The sequence below is a fragment of the Thauera sp. SDU_THAU2 genome, assembly GCF_038260575.1.
Taxonomy (GTDB): Bacteria; Pseudomonadota; Gammaproteobacteria; order Burkholderiales; family Rhodocyclaceae; genus Thauera.
Genome location: NZ_JBBWUN010000003.1, coordinates 2,759,186 through 2,776,335 on the forward strand (window position 1 = coordinate 2,759,186; position 17,150 = coordinate 2,776,335).

Sequence of the window (17,150 nt, forward strand, 5' to 3'; positions counted from 1 at the left end):
GCCCGCCCCTAGTGCTTGCGCGCCCGGCCCGCCGCGCCGGAGGGCCAGAACACGGCCAGCAGGCGGGGCCGGCGGGCCAGCGCGAGCGCCACGCCGGTCGAGCCGACGGCCAGCAGCATCACCCAGGTCAGCACCGCCATCGACGGCTGGTCGGCCGCCAGGCAGGCCAGCAGCGACGATCCCAGTGCCGCCGTGCCCAGCCAGCGCAGGCACGCCCGGCGGACCTTCCCGGCCGGCGGCGGCATCGCCTGCGCCCAATGCACGTCCATCGCCAGCGCGAGCCAGGCCATGCCGGCGAAGCTCAGCGCCGCCGCCAGCATCAGCCACAGTGCCTCAGACATGGGCCACCTCCACCGCCGCCGCCACGGCCTTGCCCGGCGTTCCGTTCGCTTCGCTGATCGCCGTTCCGTATGCGGTCTTCAGCTTGCGCGCAGCCCACAGCGCGATCGCGGCAACCGACAGCAGGCCCAGATCCGTCGCCGCCACCGGCCAGTAGATCCCGGTGAACACCGTGCGCAGCAGATGGTCGCCGGTGGTGAGCCAGTTCAGCCCCACCGCCGCCGCCGCGATCGCGGCGATCGCCCGGCACTGCTCCGCCCAGGCGCGCAGATGGCCATGCCGTCTCTGCCACAGCACCCTGGCCAGCGCATGCAGCGCGCACAGCAGCCAGACATGGAAGAACACGTCCACCTCGAGGTCGCGGCTGGCGATGCCGGCGAACTGCTCGCGGCCGTCCAGCGCGCGATTGGCGAGCAGGAAGGCGCCGGTGGCGGCAATGATGCCGGTGACGGTGCCGATGTTCAGCACGTTCATCAGCGCCACGTTCAGGCCCGCGCCGCGCTTGCCCTTGTTGCGCGCCTGCGTCCAGTGCAGCAGCCCGGTGGCGATCATCACGCAGCCGCCCAGGCCGCCGAGAAAATACAGCCAGCGCAGCGACCAATGGCTGAACTGGAGGTAGTGCATGCCGGCGATGAAGCTCCACACGTTGACCGTCGGCGTCGCCTCGAAGGACTTGATCGGCTCCCCGGTCGCCAGCGAGAAGCGCTTGTTGTCGAGCCGCTGGGTGACGTTGTGGATGTTGTTCGGCCGCACCGCGGCAACGCCGCCGGCATCGCCCGGATTGCTGATCCGCACCATCGAGATCGTGCCCGGCCCCCATTCGCGTTCGGTGGCGGCGATCATCGCGTCGATCGAGGCGATGCCGCCTGCCGGCTGGCCGAGCAGCGGCACCTTGACCCGGCCGAGCGCCTGGCCCAGGAACTGGCGCCGCGCCGGGCTGTTGCGGGCGCCCTCGCCACGGCTCTCGGCCTGCGCTTCGCCGCCTTGCTGCTCCTCCTGCTCCTCGCCGGAGCGAACCGCTGCCGCCTCGCCATGCCGGCTGCCCCGTGCCTCGCCCTGACGGGCGGCCCGGCCCTCGCCTTGCCGCGTTCCGCGCGCCTCGCGGGCCCGCGCAGCCTCGCCGGCCGCCGGGCGGGGCCGCGCTTCGGCCGCGGCCTGCGCCGGCACCTGCGCAAAGACCGCATCCGGCACTTGCGGGAAATAGATCAGGTGGGCGATGACCAGCCCCGACAGCGTGATGACGATGGCGAACGGCAGCAGCATGACGCCGCTCAGGTTATGCACGTCCAGGTTCGCGCGGCCGAAGCGGCGGAACAGCCTGAGGGTGAAGAAATCGGCGAACAGCTTGCGGTGGATCACCACGCCGGAGACCAGCAGGCACAGCATGCCGATGCTGGCGATGCCGACCAGCCACGCGCCGATGTTGTCCTTGCGCAGCGTCAGGTTGTGGTGGAAGGGGTAGATGAACTGGCTGGCGCCGCGCGTATGCGACGCCGGCAAGGGTTCCAGCGTGAGCGGGTGGAAACGCACGCGCCGGGGAATCGGCGATCCTTCGGTCTCGTAGGCCAGCGACAGGAAAGGCGCCCGCTCGCCGGGCAGCACGATGCTCCAGGCTTCGGATGCCGGCGCACGCTCGAGCAGCAGGGGCAGCACGTCCTTGTCCACCGACAGCCCGGACACAGGTACATCGATCGCGATGCGCGTCTCCGGCATCATCCAGCGGTCGATCTCCTTGTCGAACACCGACAGCGTGCCCGTCCAGAAGATCGCGAACAGCAAGGCGCTCAGCACCAGTCCCGCCCAGGTGTGGACATCGCCCATGCGGGCGCGGAATCCCTCTTTCATGCCTTGCCCTCCAGCATCCACATCACGAGCACGGCGGCCGCGCTCAGGCCGCCGACGCTCACCCAGGTGCGCAGCACGCCCCGGCGCGAAAATGCCCACAGCAGGACGATCAGCAGGTACAGGAAGCCGGCCATGCTCGCGCTCAGCACGGCATCCGTCCACGCCATGCCGGCGCGATGTAGCAGCACGCCGGTCGCATCCGTCAGGCGGGCGCTGGCGACGTAGGCCAGCAGGCAGATCGCCACTGCATGCACCGTCATGCCGGCCGCCCTCAGCGCCCCGCCCGGGCGGGACTCGCCATTCGGGCGCACGGCCCGGTTCGCGTTCGTCATCTCAGCCCCCTCAGAATCGCGCGTTGATGCTGGCGTAGTAACTGCGGCCGCGTTCCGAGTAGCGGTAGACGCCGGTGTCGTTATTCACCTTGAAGCGCTTCGCATCGGTCAGGTTGTCCACGACGAACCTGAAACTGAGGAAGCGGTTCAGGGCATAGCTCATGCCGGCATCCAGGGTGATCAGATCCTTGTCGCTCTTGTCGACGGTGTTGTTCTCGAAGCTGACGCGGGTGATGTGGCCTTCGTAATTGAGCGTCAGGAAGCTGGAGAAGGCATCGGCCGGGCGGTAGTCCAGCGTCACCGAGCCGTTGTGCTTCGGAATGCCGACCAGCGAATTGCCGTCGAGCTGCGCCAGCGTGTCGCCGAAGGAACGCGGGCCGGCCGGCGTGTCGATCGTCACGTTGCCGGCGTCGATGCGCGAATGGGTGTAGGTGTAGTTGCCCTTCAGGCTCAGGCTGGGGCTGATCGCCCACTTTCCGTCCAGCTCGACGCCGCGGATCTTCGCTCCCTTGGCATTCAGCCAGGTGCCCCAGGCCGGGCAGTTCCGGCTGCCGACCACGCCCGAATCGCAATACGCCGCGATCGATCGGCCGCTGCCGTCGTCGAAGAAATGCGGCGCGGTGCTGAGGATCTTGTTGCTGAAGTCGTTGTAGAACAGCGTCACGCCGCCGCTCAGCGGCCCCGCCTCGGCGTACAGCGCGCCGATCTCGTAGCTGGTGCTCTTCTCCGGCTCGAGATCGGGATTGCCGACCAGCAGGAACTGGGTGGCACCGCCACCGCGCTGCGAACCGGTGCTGTCGTCGATCTGCGAAATCTTCGGGCTCTTGTAGCCGGTGGCGACGCCGCCCTTGAAAGTCCAGCCGCTGTCGTGATTGAACACGAGGTAGGCCCGGGGCGTCACGTGCTGGCCGAAGAACTCGTTGTCCGTCAGCCGCGCGCCGACGGTCAGGAACAGCGTGTCGTCGATCAGCGCCCATTCGTCCTCGGCATACCAGGCCGTCTCGGTGGCGTCGCGGGTGCCGTAGTCGCCGCTGCGCCCTCCGCCCAGTTCGTTGTTCGTCAGCCGGTCCTTCGTCCATTGGGCACCGATGGTCAGCACATGGCTGTCGCCGATACCGGTCACGAAGCGCGCATCGCCCACCTTGTTCGTCGAGCCTGTCGTATACGAAGCGGCGGACGGATAGGTGAGCCGTTCGTATTCTTCCTGGTAGTACTTCAGTTCCAGCTGGCCGATGTCGAAGCTGCCGTTGTAGGCCACGCCCCAGGCGTCGCGCGTCCATTCCCGGTCCGAATTGCTCCGCGCGGTGCCGGCCAGCACGCCGCCCGGATTGCCGATGTAGCGCTGGCTGGACTCCGAATAGTCCAGGCTCAGGTCATGGTTGCGGCTCGGCGTGATGCGCAGCCTGCCGCCGACGGTACGCTTTTCCGACTCCTGGTAGCCGCCGAGGTAACGATCCTCGTCCTGATCCGTCTCGTTTCCCCACAGCGACAAGCCGATCAGGTCCCTGGCCACCGGGCCGGCAAGATGGAAATTGCGTTGCCGCTGATTTCCCATCGAACCGCTGTCCGGCGCACGGAAGCCGAAGTCGACGCTGCCGCCCCAGGCATCGGGCGTCTTCTTGGTGACGATGTTGATGACGCCGCCCATCGCATCGCTGCCGTACAGCGAGCTCATCGGCCCGCGCACGACTTCGATGCGCTCGATCGACGACAGCGGCGGGATGAAGTTGCTATCCAGATCCTCGTTGTTCAGCTCCCGGGGATTGCTCGTTTCCGAGCGCACGCGCTTGCCATCGACCAGGATCAGCGTGTAGCCCTTTTCCATGCCGCGGATCGAAATGCCGCTCTGCTGGCCGGAACCGATCACCGCGACGCCCGGCACTTCGCGCACGATGTCCTGCAGCGAGGCGAACTGGCGCTTTTCGAGCTCCTCGCCGGTGATGACGCTGATGCTCGCGGGCGCGTTCCTGATGTCCTGCTCGTAGCCGGCGGCGCTGACCACCGTGACCACCTGCAGCGCGGTGGCGGCGACCGCCTGCTGCAGCACGAACTGGCCCGCCGCCCTGGGTATCGCTTCCAGCCCGGTGCCTGCCAGCAGCGCATCCAGCGCCGCCTGCGGGCCGACGCTGCCGCGCAGGCCGGGGCTGGTCTTGCCGCGCACCTGCTCGGGCGCAGCGACGAGCAGGACCCCCGACTCTCCGGCAAAGCGTGCCAGCGCCCCGTCCAGCGGCCCGCCGGGGATGTCGTAGGCGCGAACCGCCGGCGCCTGCCGGGCCGGGGCCGGCGCGGCTTCGGCGTTCTGCGCCAGAACGGCCTGCTGCCCGGCGGCGAGCAGGCCGCCGAGCACGGCGAATCGAACGGCTGCGGCGATCCGCATGCGGCGCACACGGACGGAGGATCTGGGTACTTCGGCAACTGCCGCGTAAACGGCACGGGACGGGCAATGGGACATGGCGGACGCCTTTCATCGGCAAGGGGGTTGAGGAACGGAGCCGCGGCATTTCGTCCATTGCATGCCGCCATTCGGGCGCAGGCAGCAGATGGCCGTGGACGAATCGTCCGGCTCTCACCTCCTTGATCGAACGAGCGGCAAAAACGATGAACCGTTTTGCGAAAAAAACTCGAATTTCTTCCCCGGCGAGGAAAGCGGGCAGCGCGTGGCGGCCGGGATCAGCGGCCGGCGGCCGGCCTCCTGGGCTCGATGCTGATCCACCATGGCAGCGGACGGCGAACCTCGATCGGCATCACGGCTTCGAGCATCGCCAGCGCCTCCGGCGGGTCGTCGGCCGGGTAGCTGCCGAAGACGCGCAGGCCGGCAAGCTCGGGCGCCAGCCCCAGATGGCCATGATGGTGCCGGCGAAGTTCGGCGACGAACTCGGCCAGCGGAATGTCGCGGGCGATCAGCACGCCGCGCGTCCAGGCTTCGCGCGCAGGATCGGCCGGTCCGCTGCCGGACGCGCCGGCGGCGGTGAAGCGCAATTGCTGCCCTGCCCGGACGATGCTCGGCGGCCCGGCAAGCGGCTGCACCTCGACCGCGCCTTCATACACGGCGAGGCTGGTTTGCGCCCCCTCGTCCAGGCGCACGTTGAAACGCGTGCCCAGCGCACGCAGCCTGCCCTGCCCGGTATCGACATGGAACGGACGCTGCAAGGGGTCGCTGGCGGTATCGACGAGCATTTCGCCCCGCAGCAGGCGCAGCAGGCGATGGCCCGGCTGATAGTCCTGGTCGAAGGCACTGGCTGCGTTGAGCCAGACGCGGGTACCGTCGGCCAGGGCGATTTCGCGTATCTCGCCGGTACCGCTGCGGTAGTCGGCCGCCCATGCCGCGGCGACCTCGGCCAGCGGCGTATGGCGCCAGCCGGCCCAGGCGAGCATGCCGGTGCCGGCGAAGGCTGCGAGGCCGAGCAGCACCTGCCGCCGGCGCCCGCGATTCGTGCCGGCCTGCCGGTAGGCGGATGCAGCCAGCCACGGCTGGGCACTCGCCTTGATCGGATCGAGCCGCTGGCTGAGCTTCTCGACGTATGCCCAGGCCTGCCGATGCTCGTCCGAGGCCGACAGCCAGGCTTCCCAGCGGCGGCGGTCGGCGGCAGTGGCCTCGCCCGACAGCAGCAGGGCGAACCACTCGGCGGCCTGCTCCAGCACCCGGTGCGAAGGCCCGGGCGGCAGCGGGCCCGAAGATGCGGCGCTCACGATGCGGCCGGAAACACGCTGCCGGTGCAGGGCGCGAGCCCGCCGCAGGGCAATTCCTCCACTGCCTGCCGCACTTCGAGCTGCAGGCAGTGCAGCGTGGCCCGGGCGACGTACTTGGCCACCATCCGCACCGAAACGCCCAGTTCGGCGGCGACTTCCCTGTAGCTCATGTCGCAGGCGGCGGCCATCACGAAAGCCTGGGCAGCCTTGGGCGGCAGGCTGGACAGCAGCGCATCGATCTCGTAAAGGGTTTCGAGCACGATGGCCTGGTGCTCGGCCGAGGGCAGTACGGCTTCAGGCTGGGCCGCCAGGGTGTCGAGCCAGGCCTGCTCGATGCTGCGGCGGCGCCAGAGATCGATGCACAGTCCCTTGGCCATGGCGCGCAGATAGCTGCGGGCCTCCGGCGCGCTGTCGAAGCGGCGCGGCCTGGCGATCAAACGGAGGAAAGCGTCATGCGCGAGGTCCGCTGCATCGGCGGCATTGCCCAGACGCCGGCCGAGCCAGCCCTGCAGCCAGCAATGATGGTCGGTATAGAGCGTTGCGATGCCTGGAGGGGACGCGGGATCCGGAACGTTCATGGCCAGCCTTGAAACTGCATGCCAGCCCGGGCCACCCGGCGAGTGCTGGCGCATGCAGCGAAAGATTAATGGGAATCATTCTTGATTATCCATCAATCCATCCACCGAAGCAAAGCCGGCGAAACGCATGATGATCCAGGGCCGGCACCGACACCGGCGCCGAGCCCTCAGCGACCGACGACGCGACGCCGCGGCAGGTCGACGTGGCGCAGGCGCTGCAGCAGCCAGTGCAGCGAATCGCGCGCCTGTTCGGCGACCAGCCGGGCAGGCAGTTGCGCATGGTCGGCATTGACCGCGTCGAGGCAGAAGCCGCCGTGGAAGCCGATCGAGCGCAGGCGCCGGATGAGATCGAGCAGGTTTTCGGCGTTGGTGCCCTGGCCGGGGAAAACCCGCACATAACCATCCGCCAGAGCCATGGTGTCGCTGAGACCGACCATGAACAGGCGGTCGGCATAACAGCGTTCGAAGGCCTCGATGCCGCCGTCGCCGGTGAACAGATGGCCGGTGTCGATGGCGAGGCCGAGGTTGGCCCGGTCGGCCGCATCGACGCGGGCTTCGGCGCTCACCACGTCGGCCGCGATCCGCGAGCCGGCCTGGGCCTGGTAGGCGATGTCGATGCCTTTCGGCACCGCCAGCGTGGCGAGCTTGGCCAGATCACGCGCGACGCGCTCGTCGGCCTCGTCCTCCTCCCCTTCGCCGGCCACCGTGCTGGCGGTGACCAGCAGCATCGGCGCGCCGATGGCGCGACACAGATCGAGCAGGCCCTTGGCGATATTCACCTTGTATTGGTGCAGCGCGCCCGACAGACCCTCGAAATCCTGCAACTGGCGCAAGGCCAGCACCTTGACGCCGCTGTTCCGCACCAGCGCGACGGCCTCGTCGACACCGCGCGGATGGTTCACCAGGTCAGCGGCGGAAAACACCAGTTGCCGGAAACCGTTGTCGATCGCGGCCTGCAGGCGCACTTCGAGCGGGCCGGCCATGGCGCGGGTATCGAGCGCGACAGAATCGAAATCCAAGACTTTCTCCCGGAGGATGGCCGGTTCAGGCCGGAGCCCGCTGGCTGGCGACGAGTTCGAAGGTGACGCTGCCCAGGTAGGACCTGGGTCAGCGCGCCCTTTTCGCCGGGATGCAGCGCCCCCTGGTCGATGAACACCACGCCGCGCTCCTGCAGCAGGCGGGTGGCCTCCAGCACCTCGGGCGTGCCGAAGCCGATCCGCACCAGGCCGTCGTCCCACTGGATGTCCTCGGCGCCTTCGGGCGGCTCGACCAGTTGCAGGTAGAACTGGCCGCAGGGGCTGCGCAGCAGCGTGCCCTTGGGCAGGATGCCGACGAAATCGGCATCGCTCAGTTGCCTGAAGCCCAGCAACTGGCTGTAGAAATCGATCCACTCGACACTGCGGAAGGCGCCGACGGCCTGCACCAGGCCGAAATAGTGCATGCCGGCCAGCGCGGGCGGATGCTGGTCGGTACCGGGGAAAGGCACGAAATCGACGTCGTAGATCGAGAAATCGGTGTAGCGGTCGACGAAATAGATGGCACTCTCGCCGCTGCCGAGAATGCCGGGAATGTTCAATTCCATCGCCGCGGCGCGGCGCGGCACCTCCCAGGCGCCGGCATCGAGCGAATGGCGCATGGCCTCGGCGGCGTCGCGCACGCGGAAAGCCACCGCGGAGATGAAAGTGGCGCCGGGGTCGGCGCCACCGGGCTCGGCATTGACGATGAGGTTCATCGTGCCCTGCCGGTACAGCACGACCTCGCGCGAGCGGTGGCGCGCCACCAGTGCGAACCCGAGCCGCTGCAGCACGCCCCCCAGCACCTGCGGCTTGCCGGTGACGAATTCGATGAACTCCACCCCGTCGATACCGAGAGGATTGAGCGGTTCGGGAAGCAGATCGCGCGCAGTCATGGGTTACCTTGAAAATGAAGCCAGGCTTCGGTTCGAAGGCGCTGGGCAGGGATTCAAATCTACTCGATTCGTACCGCCGGGCCAAGCCGGCACGAATCCGGCCGGCCGGGGTCGCCCCCTGCCGGCCGTCATCCGCCTCAGCTGAAAATTCGCAGCGCCACCAGCGAGATGCTGGGGAAGGCCACCAGCAGGAAGATGCGCAGGATGTCCCAGGTCAGGAAGGGCATCACGCCACGGAAGATCGTCGCCAGCGGAATGTCCTTGGCCACGCCCGAGATGATGTAGACGTTCATCCCCACCGGCGGCGTGATCAGGCCGATCTCCATCACCACCAGCGCGAGCATGCCGAACCAGATCGCCTTTTCTTCCACGCCCAGGCCGTAGAAATCCATCCCCAGGATGATCGGCAGGAAGATCGGCACGGTCAGCAGGATCATCGACAGGCTGTCCATCACGCAGCCGAGCAGGACGTAGATCAGGATGATCGCGAACAGCACGGTGAAGGGCCCGAAGCCGCTCGCCTGCACCCAGGCCGCCGCCTCCGCGGGCAGTTGCGACAGCGCCATGAAGGAGTTGAGCGTGTCGGCGCCGAGCAGGATCAGGAACATCATGCCGGTGCCCGCCGCCGTGCCGTACAGGCATTCGAGCAGGCCCTTGCCGCGCAGCCCGCCCGAACGCCAGGCGGCGATGCCGGTTGCCAGCGCCCCCACGGCCGCGGCCTCGGTCGGAGTGAACACGCCGCCGTAGATGCCGCCGATGACGACGACGAAGATCAGCATCACCGGCCAGGTCTCGATCAGCGTGCTCAGGCGCTCGGCCCAGCTGTGCCTGGGCGTGCCCGGTCCGCCCGCGGCCGGATCGAGCCGGGTGACGATGGCGATCACGGCGATGTAGCCCAGCGCTGCGATGATGCCCGGCAGAAAGGCCGCCAGGAACAGCTTGGCGATGTTCTGTTCGGCCAGGATGGCGTAGATCACCAGCGGCACCGACGGCGGGATCAGCACGCCCAGGGTTCCGCCCGCCGCCAGCGAGCCGCTCGCCAGGCTGGGCTTGTACTGGTGGCGCTTGAGTTCGGGCAGCACCACGTGGGCCATGGTGGCGGCGGTTGCCAGCGAGGAGCCGCAGATCGCGCCGAAGCCGGCGCACGAGGCCACCCCGGCCATCGCCATGCCGCCGCGCCAGTGGCCGATGAAGGCATTGCCGGCCTTGAACAGCGCGCGCGACAGACCGCCATGCGTGGCGAACTGGCCCATCAGCAGGAACAGCGGCACCACCGACAGGTCGTAAAGCGAAAAGCGGCCATAGGGCGCGTTCTTCAGGTAGGCCATCAGCGGATCCCAGCCCGACACCCAGATGTAGCCGATGGCACCGGTGAGGAACATCGTGATGCCGATCTGCACCCGCAGCACCAGCATCACCATCATCACCACGCCCATCGTCAGCCCGATCGTCGTCCCGCTCATCGTGCCGCCCCTCCACGCACTTCCTGGGTAAAGGTGTAAAGCGCGGCGATACCCAGCAACACGAAGGACGGCGCCACCGGTACGTAGCCCCACCAGACCGGCAGCGAGATCACCATCGAGGTTTCACCGTATTCGCGCATTTCCAGCATCCCTTCCCAGATCCGCCAGGCCAGCAGGAAAGAGCAGGCCGACAGCAGCAGCGCGGCGATCGCATCGAGGATGCGCTTCAGTCCGGCCGGCGCCCACAGCGTGAAGAAATCGACGAACACGTGCCCCTTGCGCAGTTGGCAGTACGGCAGGCACATCGCGATGCCCGCCGCCGACAGCATCTGCACCAGTTCATAGTCGCCCGGCACCGGCGTACCGATCGTCGTCCGCCCGATGACGCTGACGACCGACATCAAGGCCTCCACCCCGAAAGCGAGGCCTGCCAGTATCGCCAGCGCGGCGCAGGCCTTCTCCACCGCCCTGCCTATGGGCCCGCGCGGGGGCACATAGGCTGTATCCACAGCTTCTGCCATGATCGTTTTCTCCCTGTCGGACAAGGTTTGCCCGGCGCGCACGCATGGCACGGGCCGGGCAAACGGCGCTCAGTCTGGTCGCTGCGTTTTTATTGCTTGGAGTACTGGTTCACCAGCGAGACGGCATCCTCATGCAGCTGCTTGCCATCCACGCCCTTGGCCGAGATTTCCTTGATCCACTCGTCGACCACCGGCCTGGTCGCAGCTTCCCACTTGGCGGTCTCTTCCGCCGGCAGCTTGGAAACCGTGTTGCCGGCGGCCACGGCGATCTCGCGGCCGCCGGCATCGGCCGCTTCGAACTGGGCGGAGGCCCAGGCCGAAGTCTCGCGGCCGCTGTTGTCGTCGATGACCTTCTTCAATTCGGGCGACAGGCTGTCGTACTTCTTCTTGTTCATGACGAAGATCATCGTCGCCGTGGTCAGGGTGTGCTCGCCGTCGGCTTCGAGGTGGTACTTGGTCAGTTCGTGGGCCTTGGTCGCCGGCACGACCTCCCAGGGAATCAGGGCGCCGTCGATGACGCCCTTGGCCAGGCTCTCGGACATCTGCGGCACCGGCATGCCGACCGGCGTGGCGCCCAGCGCGGTCAGCACCTTGGTGCCGAGACGCGACGGCGCACGCACCTTGACGCCCTTCATGTCGGCCAGGGCCTGCACGTTCTTGTCGCGGAAATGCAGCACGTTGGGGCCGTTGACCCAGGTGGCGATCGGCTTCAGGCCGGCGAATTCCTTCATCGAATGCTTCTGCACGAAATCCCACATCGCGCGCGAGGACGGCTGGTGCCGGGTGGTGATGAAGGGCAGCTCGAACACTTCGGAGGTGGCGAAGCGGCCCGGGGTGTAGCCCGGCAGCGTCCACACGATGTCGGCGACGCCGTCGCGCACCTGGTTGAGCAGTTGCGGCGGCGTGCCGCCCAACTGCATCGCCGGGTAGATCTGGCACTTGAGCCTGCCCTGCGATTCGGCGGCGATCTTGTCGCACCACGGCGTGATGAACTTGGTGTGGGCGGGAGAGACCGGCGGCAGGAAGTGGGCGACCTTCAGGACGACTTCCTGCGCATGGGCCGCAGCCGGGACCAGGGCAGTGGCGGCAAGGCTCAGCGCCAGACGGCGAATCTTCATCGTTGTCTCCTTATGACATTCATTTTGAAAGTGAGCATCGTGGCGCAAGCCGCCCTACATCGCGCTTGCCCCCACCAAAGTGGCAACGAGTCTGACCGGTCGATCAAACAAATAAAAGTGCGTATAAGCACTATCAGTTATCAAATTCTGGAATATCTGCTGATCCACTATTGCATATCTCTGCTCCTGCTCCATCGAGGGGCCGCAAAAGGCAAGGCGCCCACGGCCATTGGCCGTGGGCGCCTTGCCCGCCTGGATCGAACGAGACGACTCAGGCTTCCGCTTCCATCACCATCAGCCCGGCGGCCGTGTTGGAAATGGGGATGTGGTAGTTCGAATGAACCCGTTTCACCGCGCCCGGCAGCGCCGCGCGCGTGGCAACCCACATCAGCAGCTCGATCCCCTGCGTACCGGTTTCGGCGACGATCTTCTCGTTGCTGAACTGCGTCACCCATTCCGGATCGTCGATCAGGCTGTCCATGAAGGCCTTGTCGAAAGCCGGATTGACGAAGCCGGCGCGCTCGCCGTCGAGCTGGTGCGACAGGCCGCCGGTGCCGATGATCACCACGCGCAGATCCTTGTCCCACGACGCGATCGCCTCGCCCAGCGCCTTGCCCATCTTGAAGCAGCGCTTCGCGCTCGGCAGCGGATACTGCACGGTGTTGATGCACACCGGCAGTGTCGGCAGCGGGCACTTCTCCTCGTTCGGCCACAGCAGTTTCAGCGGCAGCGAGAAGGCGTGATCGACGAGCATTTCCTGGCAGGTCGTCAGGTCGAACTCCTTTTCCACCATCTCGTTGATGACGTGCCAGGACAGTTCGGGCAGGCCGGTGAAGGACGGCAGGGTCGGGATGCCCCAGCCTTCGTCGGCGTTGTGGTATTCGGGCGCCGCGCCGATGGCGAAGGTCGGCATCTTGTCGAGGAAGAAGTTGAGGCCGTGGTCGTTGTAGATGACCACCGCGACATCGGGTTTCACCTTCTCGAGCCAGGCGTGGACCGGCGGAAAGCCGTCGAAGAAGGGCTTCCAGTACGGATCGTCCTGCAGCTTGCCCGCGATGGCGCGGCCGATGGCCGGAACGTGCGAAGTGGTGATGCCGCCTACGATTTTTGCCATGTTTCGTCTTCCTTCCTCAGATGCCCTTGCCCGCGGCCACCAGCATGGCCTTGAATTCGTCCTTGCTCATCCCGGTCTGCGCCGCCCCCAGGTCCTGCACGTCCAGCCCCAGGATGCCGGCGAACTTCGCCAGGTAATAGACATTGCCGCCCGCCGCCAGCAGGCCGAGCACGTCGCGGCTGCGGATGGCCTCGTACTGTTCGGCGTTGAGGCCGTACTTCCGACAGTAGCCCTCCTCGTCCTTGCGGAAGGCCTCGCGGTTGCCGGCATCGTTGAAGGAAAAGCACATCTTGTTCAGTGCATAGCCCTTGCTGGCCAGCACGCCGTCGAACACCCGGGTGCCCGGGACCTCGAGCTTGCTTGCAGTACCACTCATTCGAATCTCCTCTCCGTTCTTGTGAAGGAAGTGGCAGTATCACGAATGCGAATGCAACAATAAATACATTAATACTCATCAAATCCATGAGCAAAATCGATTATTCGCACCTCGACGGCCGACTGCTGCAACTGCTGATCACGGTGGTGGAAGAAGGCTCGATCACCCGCGCGGCCGAGCGGCTCGGCGTCACCCAGTCGGCGGTCTCCCACCTGCTGGGCAAGCTGCGCACCATCGTCGGCGATCCGCTGGTGGTCAAGTCCGGCCGCGGCATCGTCACCACCACCCGGGCCGAATCGCTCGCCCGCGAAGCGCGGATCCTGCTGGAAGACATGCGCCACTTCACCACCGCCGACGATTTCGATCCCGCCAGCCTGCACACCACCTTCATCGTCGCCGCCAACGACTTCCAGCGCGACCTGCTGCTGCCCAGGCTGCTGGACCGGCTGCGCGGCCGCGCGCCGGAGGTGTCGCTGCGCGTGATTCCCTCGGACATTCCGGATGCCGACATGCTGCGCGAGGAGCGCTGCCACCTGGTGATTTCGCCGCGCCCGCCCGACGCCAGCGACATCCTGCACAAGCGCCTGTTCGACGACGGCTACCGCGTGTTCTACGACGATGAGCAGCGCACCGCCCCGCTGAACCTGCTGGAATATCTCGCCGCCGATCACGTCACGGTGCTCTACGCACCGCAGCGCACGCTGGATCTCGACGACGAACTCGCCCGGCGCGGCATCGCGCGCCGCTTCGCCGCGATGGTGCCGGGCTTCGGCGGCATTCCCGCTTTCATCCACGGCAGCCGGCGGCTCGCCACCCTGCCGGGCTCGATGGCATCCGGCGCCATGCGCGGGCTGGCGCATTGCGCACCGCCCTTCGACAGCAGACCCATGCCGATGTACATGATCTGGCATCTGCGCCACCGCCACGACCCGGTACATGGCTGGCTGCGTGCCGAACTCGAAGCCCTGCTGCCCTGAAGAAGGCGAACGGGCCGCATCCGGCACCACCGGAACACGGCCCGTTCGCCGATTCGCCCGTTCGGCTTCTGGCTTACTTCGCCGCCTGGACCGCCGACACCGCGGCGCGCAGTGCCAGCAGATAGCTGTCGACGCCGAAACCGCAGATCTGGCCCTTGACGATCTCGGCGAACACCGACAGGTGGCGGAAGGGCTCGCGCGCGTGGATGTTCGACATGTGCAGCTCGACGATCGGGCAGGTCAGGATCGCCAACGCGTCGCGGATGCCGTAGCTGTAGTGCGTCCAGGCGCCGGCATTGATCAGCACCGCATCCACGCCGTCGAGGAAGGCCTGGTGGATGCGCTCGCACATCTCGCCTTCGGCATTGGTCTGGAAGCTTTCGACCTCCACGCCGAGCTCCTTGCCCAGCGCCTGCAGGCTGGCGTCGATCTCGGCCAGCGTGATGGTGCCGTACTGCACCGGATCGCGCTTGCCGAACATGTTGTGGTTGATGCCGTGAAGCATGAGGACTTTCATGGTGTTCCTTCCTTGTGGAAAAACGGGATGTTCAACGCTCCGAAGTATCGACGACGCGGCCGGTGCCGGCCGCTTCGGCAATAGCTTCGGTGATGCGCAGGTTGGCCAGGCCGTCGCGGGCACTGACCAGCGGCTCGGCCTCGCCCCTCAGCACTTCGCAGAAGTGCTCGATCTGATGCTTCAGGGGGTCGTCGCGCACCATGCCTACTGTACCCACCTCGAAGGGCTTCCACCACGAGCGATCCTCGTCCCGCGGATAGGTCTTCAGCCGCATCGTCGGCACCGACAGACTGCCGTTGGTGCCGGCGATGACGTAGCAGTCCTCGTCGTCATAGCTCGGGTAGGCCTTGTTCTCCTGCGAAGTCTGTTCCCAGCTGCGCGGGCAGGCGGCGGTGTCGGACAGCATGAAGGTGCCGAGCGCGCCGCTGGCGAAGCGCAGGTTGATCGCCACCGTGTCCTCGACGGCGAAGCCGCGCACGGCATTGGACGAGAAGGCCTGCACGGCGACGATCTCGCCGCACAGCATGCGCAGGTTATGCACTTCGTGGATCATGTTGAGCAGGATCGGGCCGGCGCCCGGTTCGCGCCGCCACGGCGCATCGGCGAAGTAATGATCGGGCTTGAAGAAGGTGGCGCTGCCCATCACCGCCACCACGCGGCCCAGCGCACCCTGCTCGACCACCTGCCGCGCCTTGGCCATGATCGGACTGTGCGCGCGATGGTGCCCGATCAGCACCTTGGCGCCGCGCTCCTCGACCACCTTCACCAGCGCCTCGGCTTCCGCCACCGTCGGCGTGATCGGCTTTTCCAGCAGGATCGGCAGGCCGGCCTCGATGCATTGCAGCGCGTGCTCCGCATGGAGCTGATTGGGCGTGGCGAGGACGACCCCATCCGGGCGATCCTTCGCGATCAGTTCGCCGAGCGAGCCGTACAGCGGCACGCCTGCGCCGGCCGCCACCTGGGCGGCGGCCGGCGAGGGATCGACCACCGCCGACAGCGCGCAAGTCCCGCTGCGCAGTATCACTTCCATGTGCGCCTGGCCGATATAACCCGCACCGGCCACCGCAATCCTGAGTTTTTCCATCTCTGTCGATTCCTGTTCTGATCCTGAGGTCGTGCTTGCCCAACCCCCTTCGGCCACGGGGCGGCAGCAGAAAAAAGGAGTGAAGCCGCCCGGCCTCACCCCCCGCGAGTCAAGCGAAGCCGCGCGATCTTACTGGCGCAGCTTGGCCAGTTCGGCGTTGATCGCGTCGACGGTCTCCTGCCCCACCGTCGCGGCATGGGCAGCGATGACCGGCTGCATCTTCTCGCGGAACTTAGCCAGTTCCTCGGGCGCCAGCTCGGTCACCTGCATGCCGGCCTTCTTCAGTTGCTCGAGCGACTTCACGGTCTGCTCGCGCGAGGCTGCGCGTTCGAACGCGATCGCTTCGGCAGCGGCCTCCTGGAAAGCCTTCTTCTCGTCGGCGCTGAAGGTGTCCCATACCTTCTTGCTGATGATGATGGATTGCGGGTTGTACACGTGGTGGGTCAGCGCCAGGTGCTTCTGCACCTCGTTCATCTTGTTGGCCTGGATCACCGTCACCGGATTCTCCTGGCCGTCGATCGCCTTCTGCTCGAGCGCGGTGTAAACCTCGGGGAAGGCCAGCGACACCGGGTTGGCGCCCAGCGCCTTGACCCAGTCGAGGTTGATCGGGTTGGGGATGACGCGCAGTTTCAGCCCGGCGAGATCCTCGACCTTGTTGATCGGACGCACGTTGTTGGTGATGTCGCGGAAGCCCAGCTCCCAGTAGCCCAGGCCGACGATGCCCTTTTCTTCCAGCTTCTTGTGCAGTTCCTGGCCGAAGGGGCCATCGACGATGGCATCGGCCTCCTTCTCGTTGGCGAACAGGAAGGGGAAGTCGTAGATCGCCATTTCCTTGACGTGCGAGCCCAGGATGCCCGAATTCAGCGCCGTCATCTCGATCGTGCCGCCCTGCAGCGCCGACACCGTCTGCTGGTCGCCGCCGAGCACGCCGCCGGCGAAGACCCTGATCTTGATCTTGCCGCCGGATTTCTCCTCGACCAGCTTGGCGAATTTCTGCGCGCCGAGCTCGGCCGGGTGGCCCTTCGGATTCTGCATGCCGAACTTCAGGGAACGCTTGGAAAAATCGGCCGCGTGGGCCGCCGTGCCAGCAAAGCTGACCGCGAGCAGCGTTGCAAAAACGGTCTTCATCATCAGACGACGCTTCATGGGTTGTCTCCTGCTTATTTCAAATGAGGGCACGCCAGGCGTGGATACAGGGCGCGGCATGCCAACACGCTCTGCGGGAACCGGGACGGGTTCCCCTGCGGCGGCGACCGAGAAGCCTCTTGATCACCGCATCACTGGAAT

General features: G+C 66.7%; 17 protein-coding genes. 1 reads left to right on the forward strand and 16 read right to left on the reverse strand.

The window, feature by feature from the left end; all coding sequences use genetic code 11:
* Window positions 1-8 precede the first annotated feature (8 nt).
* The 13 genes from AAFL97_RS14475 to AAFL97_RS14535 all read right to left on the reverse strand — a co-directional run bounded on the left by AAFL97_RS14475 (window position 9) and on the right by AAFL97_RS14535 (window position 13,285).
* Window positions 9-341, reverse strand: a complete 333-nt coding sequence (locus tag AAFL97_RS14475; RefSeq protein ID WP_341645514.1) for a DUF3325 domain-containing protein — start codon at window positions 339-341, stop codon at window positions 9-11.
* Complete coding sequence (locus AAFL97_RS14480; protein WP_341645515.1) at window positions 334-2,184, reverse strand: PepSY-associated TM helix domain-containing protein; 1,851 nt, start codon at window positions 2,182-2,184, stop codon at window positions 334-336. Before AAFL97_RS14480 ends, AAFL97_RS14475 begins: the two co-directional genes overlap by 8 nt.
* Window positions 2,181-2,516 carry a hypothetical protein gene (locus tag AAFL97_RS14485; RefSeq protein WP_341645516.1) on the reverse strand — a complete coding sequence of 112 codons (336 nt, stop codon included), beginning with the start codon at window positions 2,514-2,516 and terminating at the stop codon, window positions 2,181-2,183. The genes AAFL97_RS14480 and AAFL97_RS14485 overlap by 4 nt, the downstream gene beginning before the upstream one ends.
* A gap of 10 nt (window positions 2,517-2,526) precedes the next feature.
* Complete coding sequence (locus AAFL97_RS14490) at window positions 2,527-4,893, reverse strand: TonB-dependent receptor domain-containing protein (protein WP_341645517.1); 2,367 nt, start codon at window positions 4,891-4,893, stop codon at window positions 2,527-2,529.
* 293 nt (window positions 4,894-5,186) lie between these two features.
* Window positions 5,187-6,206 (reverse strand): FecR family protein, encoded by a 1,020-nt coding sequence (locus AAFL97_RS14495; RefSeq protein WP_341645518.1) that lies wholly within the window; start codon window positions 6,204-6,206, stop codon window positions 5,187-5,189.
* The gene (locus AAFL97_RS14500; RefSeq protein ID WP_341645519.1) at window positions 6,203-6,784 is read right to left on the reverse strand and encodes a sigma-70 family RNA polymerase sigma factor; all 582 of its coding nucleotides are present in this window, start codon (window positions 6,782-6,784) and stop codon (window positions 6,203-6,205) included. The genes AAFL97_RS14495 and AAFL97_RS14500 overlap by 4 nt, the downstream gene beginning before the upstream one ends.
* Before the next feature lie 167 nt (window positions 6,785-6,951).
* Complete coding sequence (locus AAFL97_RS14505; RefSeq protein ID WP_341647175.1) at window positions 6,952-7,767, reverse strand: sugar phosphate isomerase/epimerase family protein; 816 nt, start codon at window positions 7,765-7,767, stop codon at window positions 6,952-6,954.
* A complete protein-coding gene (locus AAFL97_RS14510; protein WP_341645520.1) occupies window positions 7,683-8,693 on the reverse strand; it encodes a VOC family protein in 1,011 nt (336 codons plus the stop codon). The genes AAFL97_RS14505 and AAFL97_RS14510 overlap by 85 nt, the downstream gene beginning before the upstream one ends.
* A 137-nt stretch (window positions 8,694-8,830) precedes the next feature.
* On the reverse strand, window positions 8,831-10,156 hold the full coding sequence (locus AAFL97_RS14515) for a TRAP transporter large permease (protein ID WP_341645521.1): 1,326 nt from the start codon (window positions 10,154-10,156) through the stop codon (window positions 8,831-8,833).
* Window positions 10,153-10,677, reverse strand: coding sequence for a TRAP transporter small permease (locus AAFL97_RS14520; RefSeq protein ID WP_341645522.1), 525 nt, complete (start codon window positions 10,675-10,677; stop codon window positions 10,153-10,155). Before AAFL97_RS14520 ends, AAFL97_RS14515 begins: the two co-directional genes overlap by 4 nt.
* 89 nt (window positions 10,678-10,766) lie before the next feature.
* Window positions 10,767-11,795 carry a TRAP transporter substrate-binding protein gene (locus AAFL97_RS14525; protein WP_341645523.1) on the reverse strand — a complete coding sequence of 343 codons (1,029 nt, stop codon included), beginning with the start codon at window positions 11,793-11,795 and terminating at the stop codon, window positions 10,767-10,769.
* Between the two features lie 271 nt (window positions 11,796-12,066).
* On the reverse strand, window positions 12,067-12,909 hold the full coding sequence (locus AAFL97_RS14530) for a class III extradiol dioxygenase family protein (protein WP_341645524.1): 843 nt from the start codon (window positions 12,907-12,909) through the stop codon (window positions 12,067-12,069).
* Window positions 12,910-12,925: 16 nt separating this feature from the next.
* Window positions 12,926-13,285 carry a protocatechuate 4,5-dioxygenase subunit alpha gene (locus AAFL97_RS14535; protein WP_341645525.1) on the reverse strand — a complete coding sequence of 120 codons (360 nt, stop codon included), beginning with the start codon at window positions 13,283-13,285 and terminating at the stop codon, window positions 12,926-12,928.
* An 86-nt stretch (window positions 13,286-13,371) separates the two neighbouring features.
* Between AAFL97_RS14535 and AAFL97_RS14540 the strand changes: the two genes are divergently transcribed.
* Window positions 13,372-14,262 (forward strand): LysR family transcriptional regulator, encoded by an 891-nt coding sequence (locus tag AAFL97_RS14540; RefSeq protein ID WP_341645526.1) that lies wholly within the window; start codon window positions 13,372-13,374, stop codon window positions 14,260-14,262.
* A 73-nt stretch (window positions 14,263-14,335) separates the two neighbouring features.
* Here the strand turns inward: AAFL97_RS14540 and aroQ are convergent, their stop codons facing one another.
* From aroQ to AAFL97_RS14555, 3 genes are all read right to left on the reverse strand, one after another.
* Entirely contained in the window at window positions 14,336-14,779 is a 444-nt protein-coding gene (aroQ, locus tag AAFL97_RS14545; RefSeq protein WP_341645527.1) for a type II 3-dehydroquinate dehydratase, read from the reverse strand.
* A 31-nt stretch (window positions 14,780-14,810) separates the two neighbouring features.
* Window positions 14,811-15,863, reverse strand: a complete 1,053-nt coding sequence (locus AAFL97_RS14550; RefSeq protein WP_341645528.1) for a Gfo/Idh/MocA family protein — start codon at window positions 15,861-15,863, stop codon at window positions 14,811-14,813.
* 129 nt (window positions 15,864-15,992) lie between these two features.
* Window positions 15,993-17,009 carry a TRAP transporter substrate-binding protein gene (locus AAFL97_RS14555; protein WP_341645529.1) on the reverse strand — a complete coding sequence of 339 codons (1,017 nt, stop codon included), beginning with the start codon at window positions 17,007-17,009 and terminating at the stop codon, window positions 15,993-15,995.
* Between the last annotated feature and the right edge of the window lie 141 nt (window positions 17,010-17,150).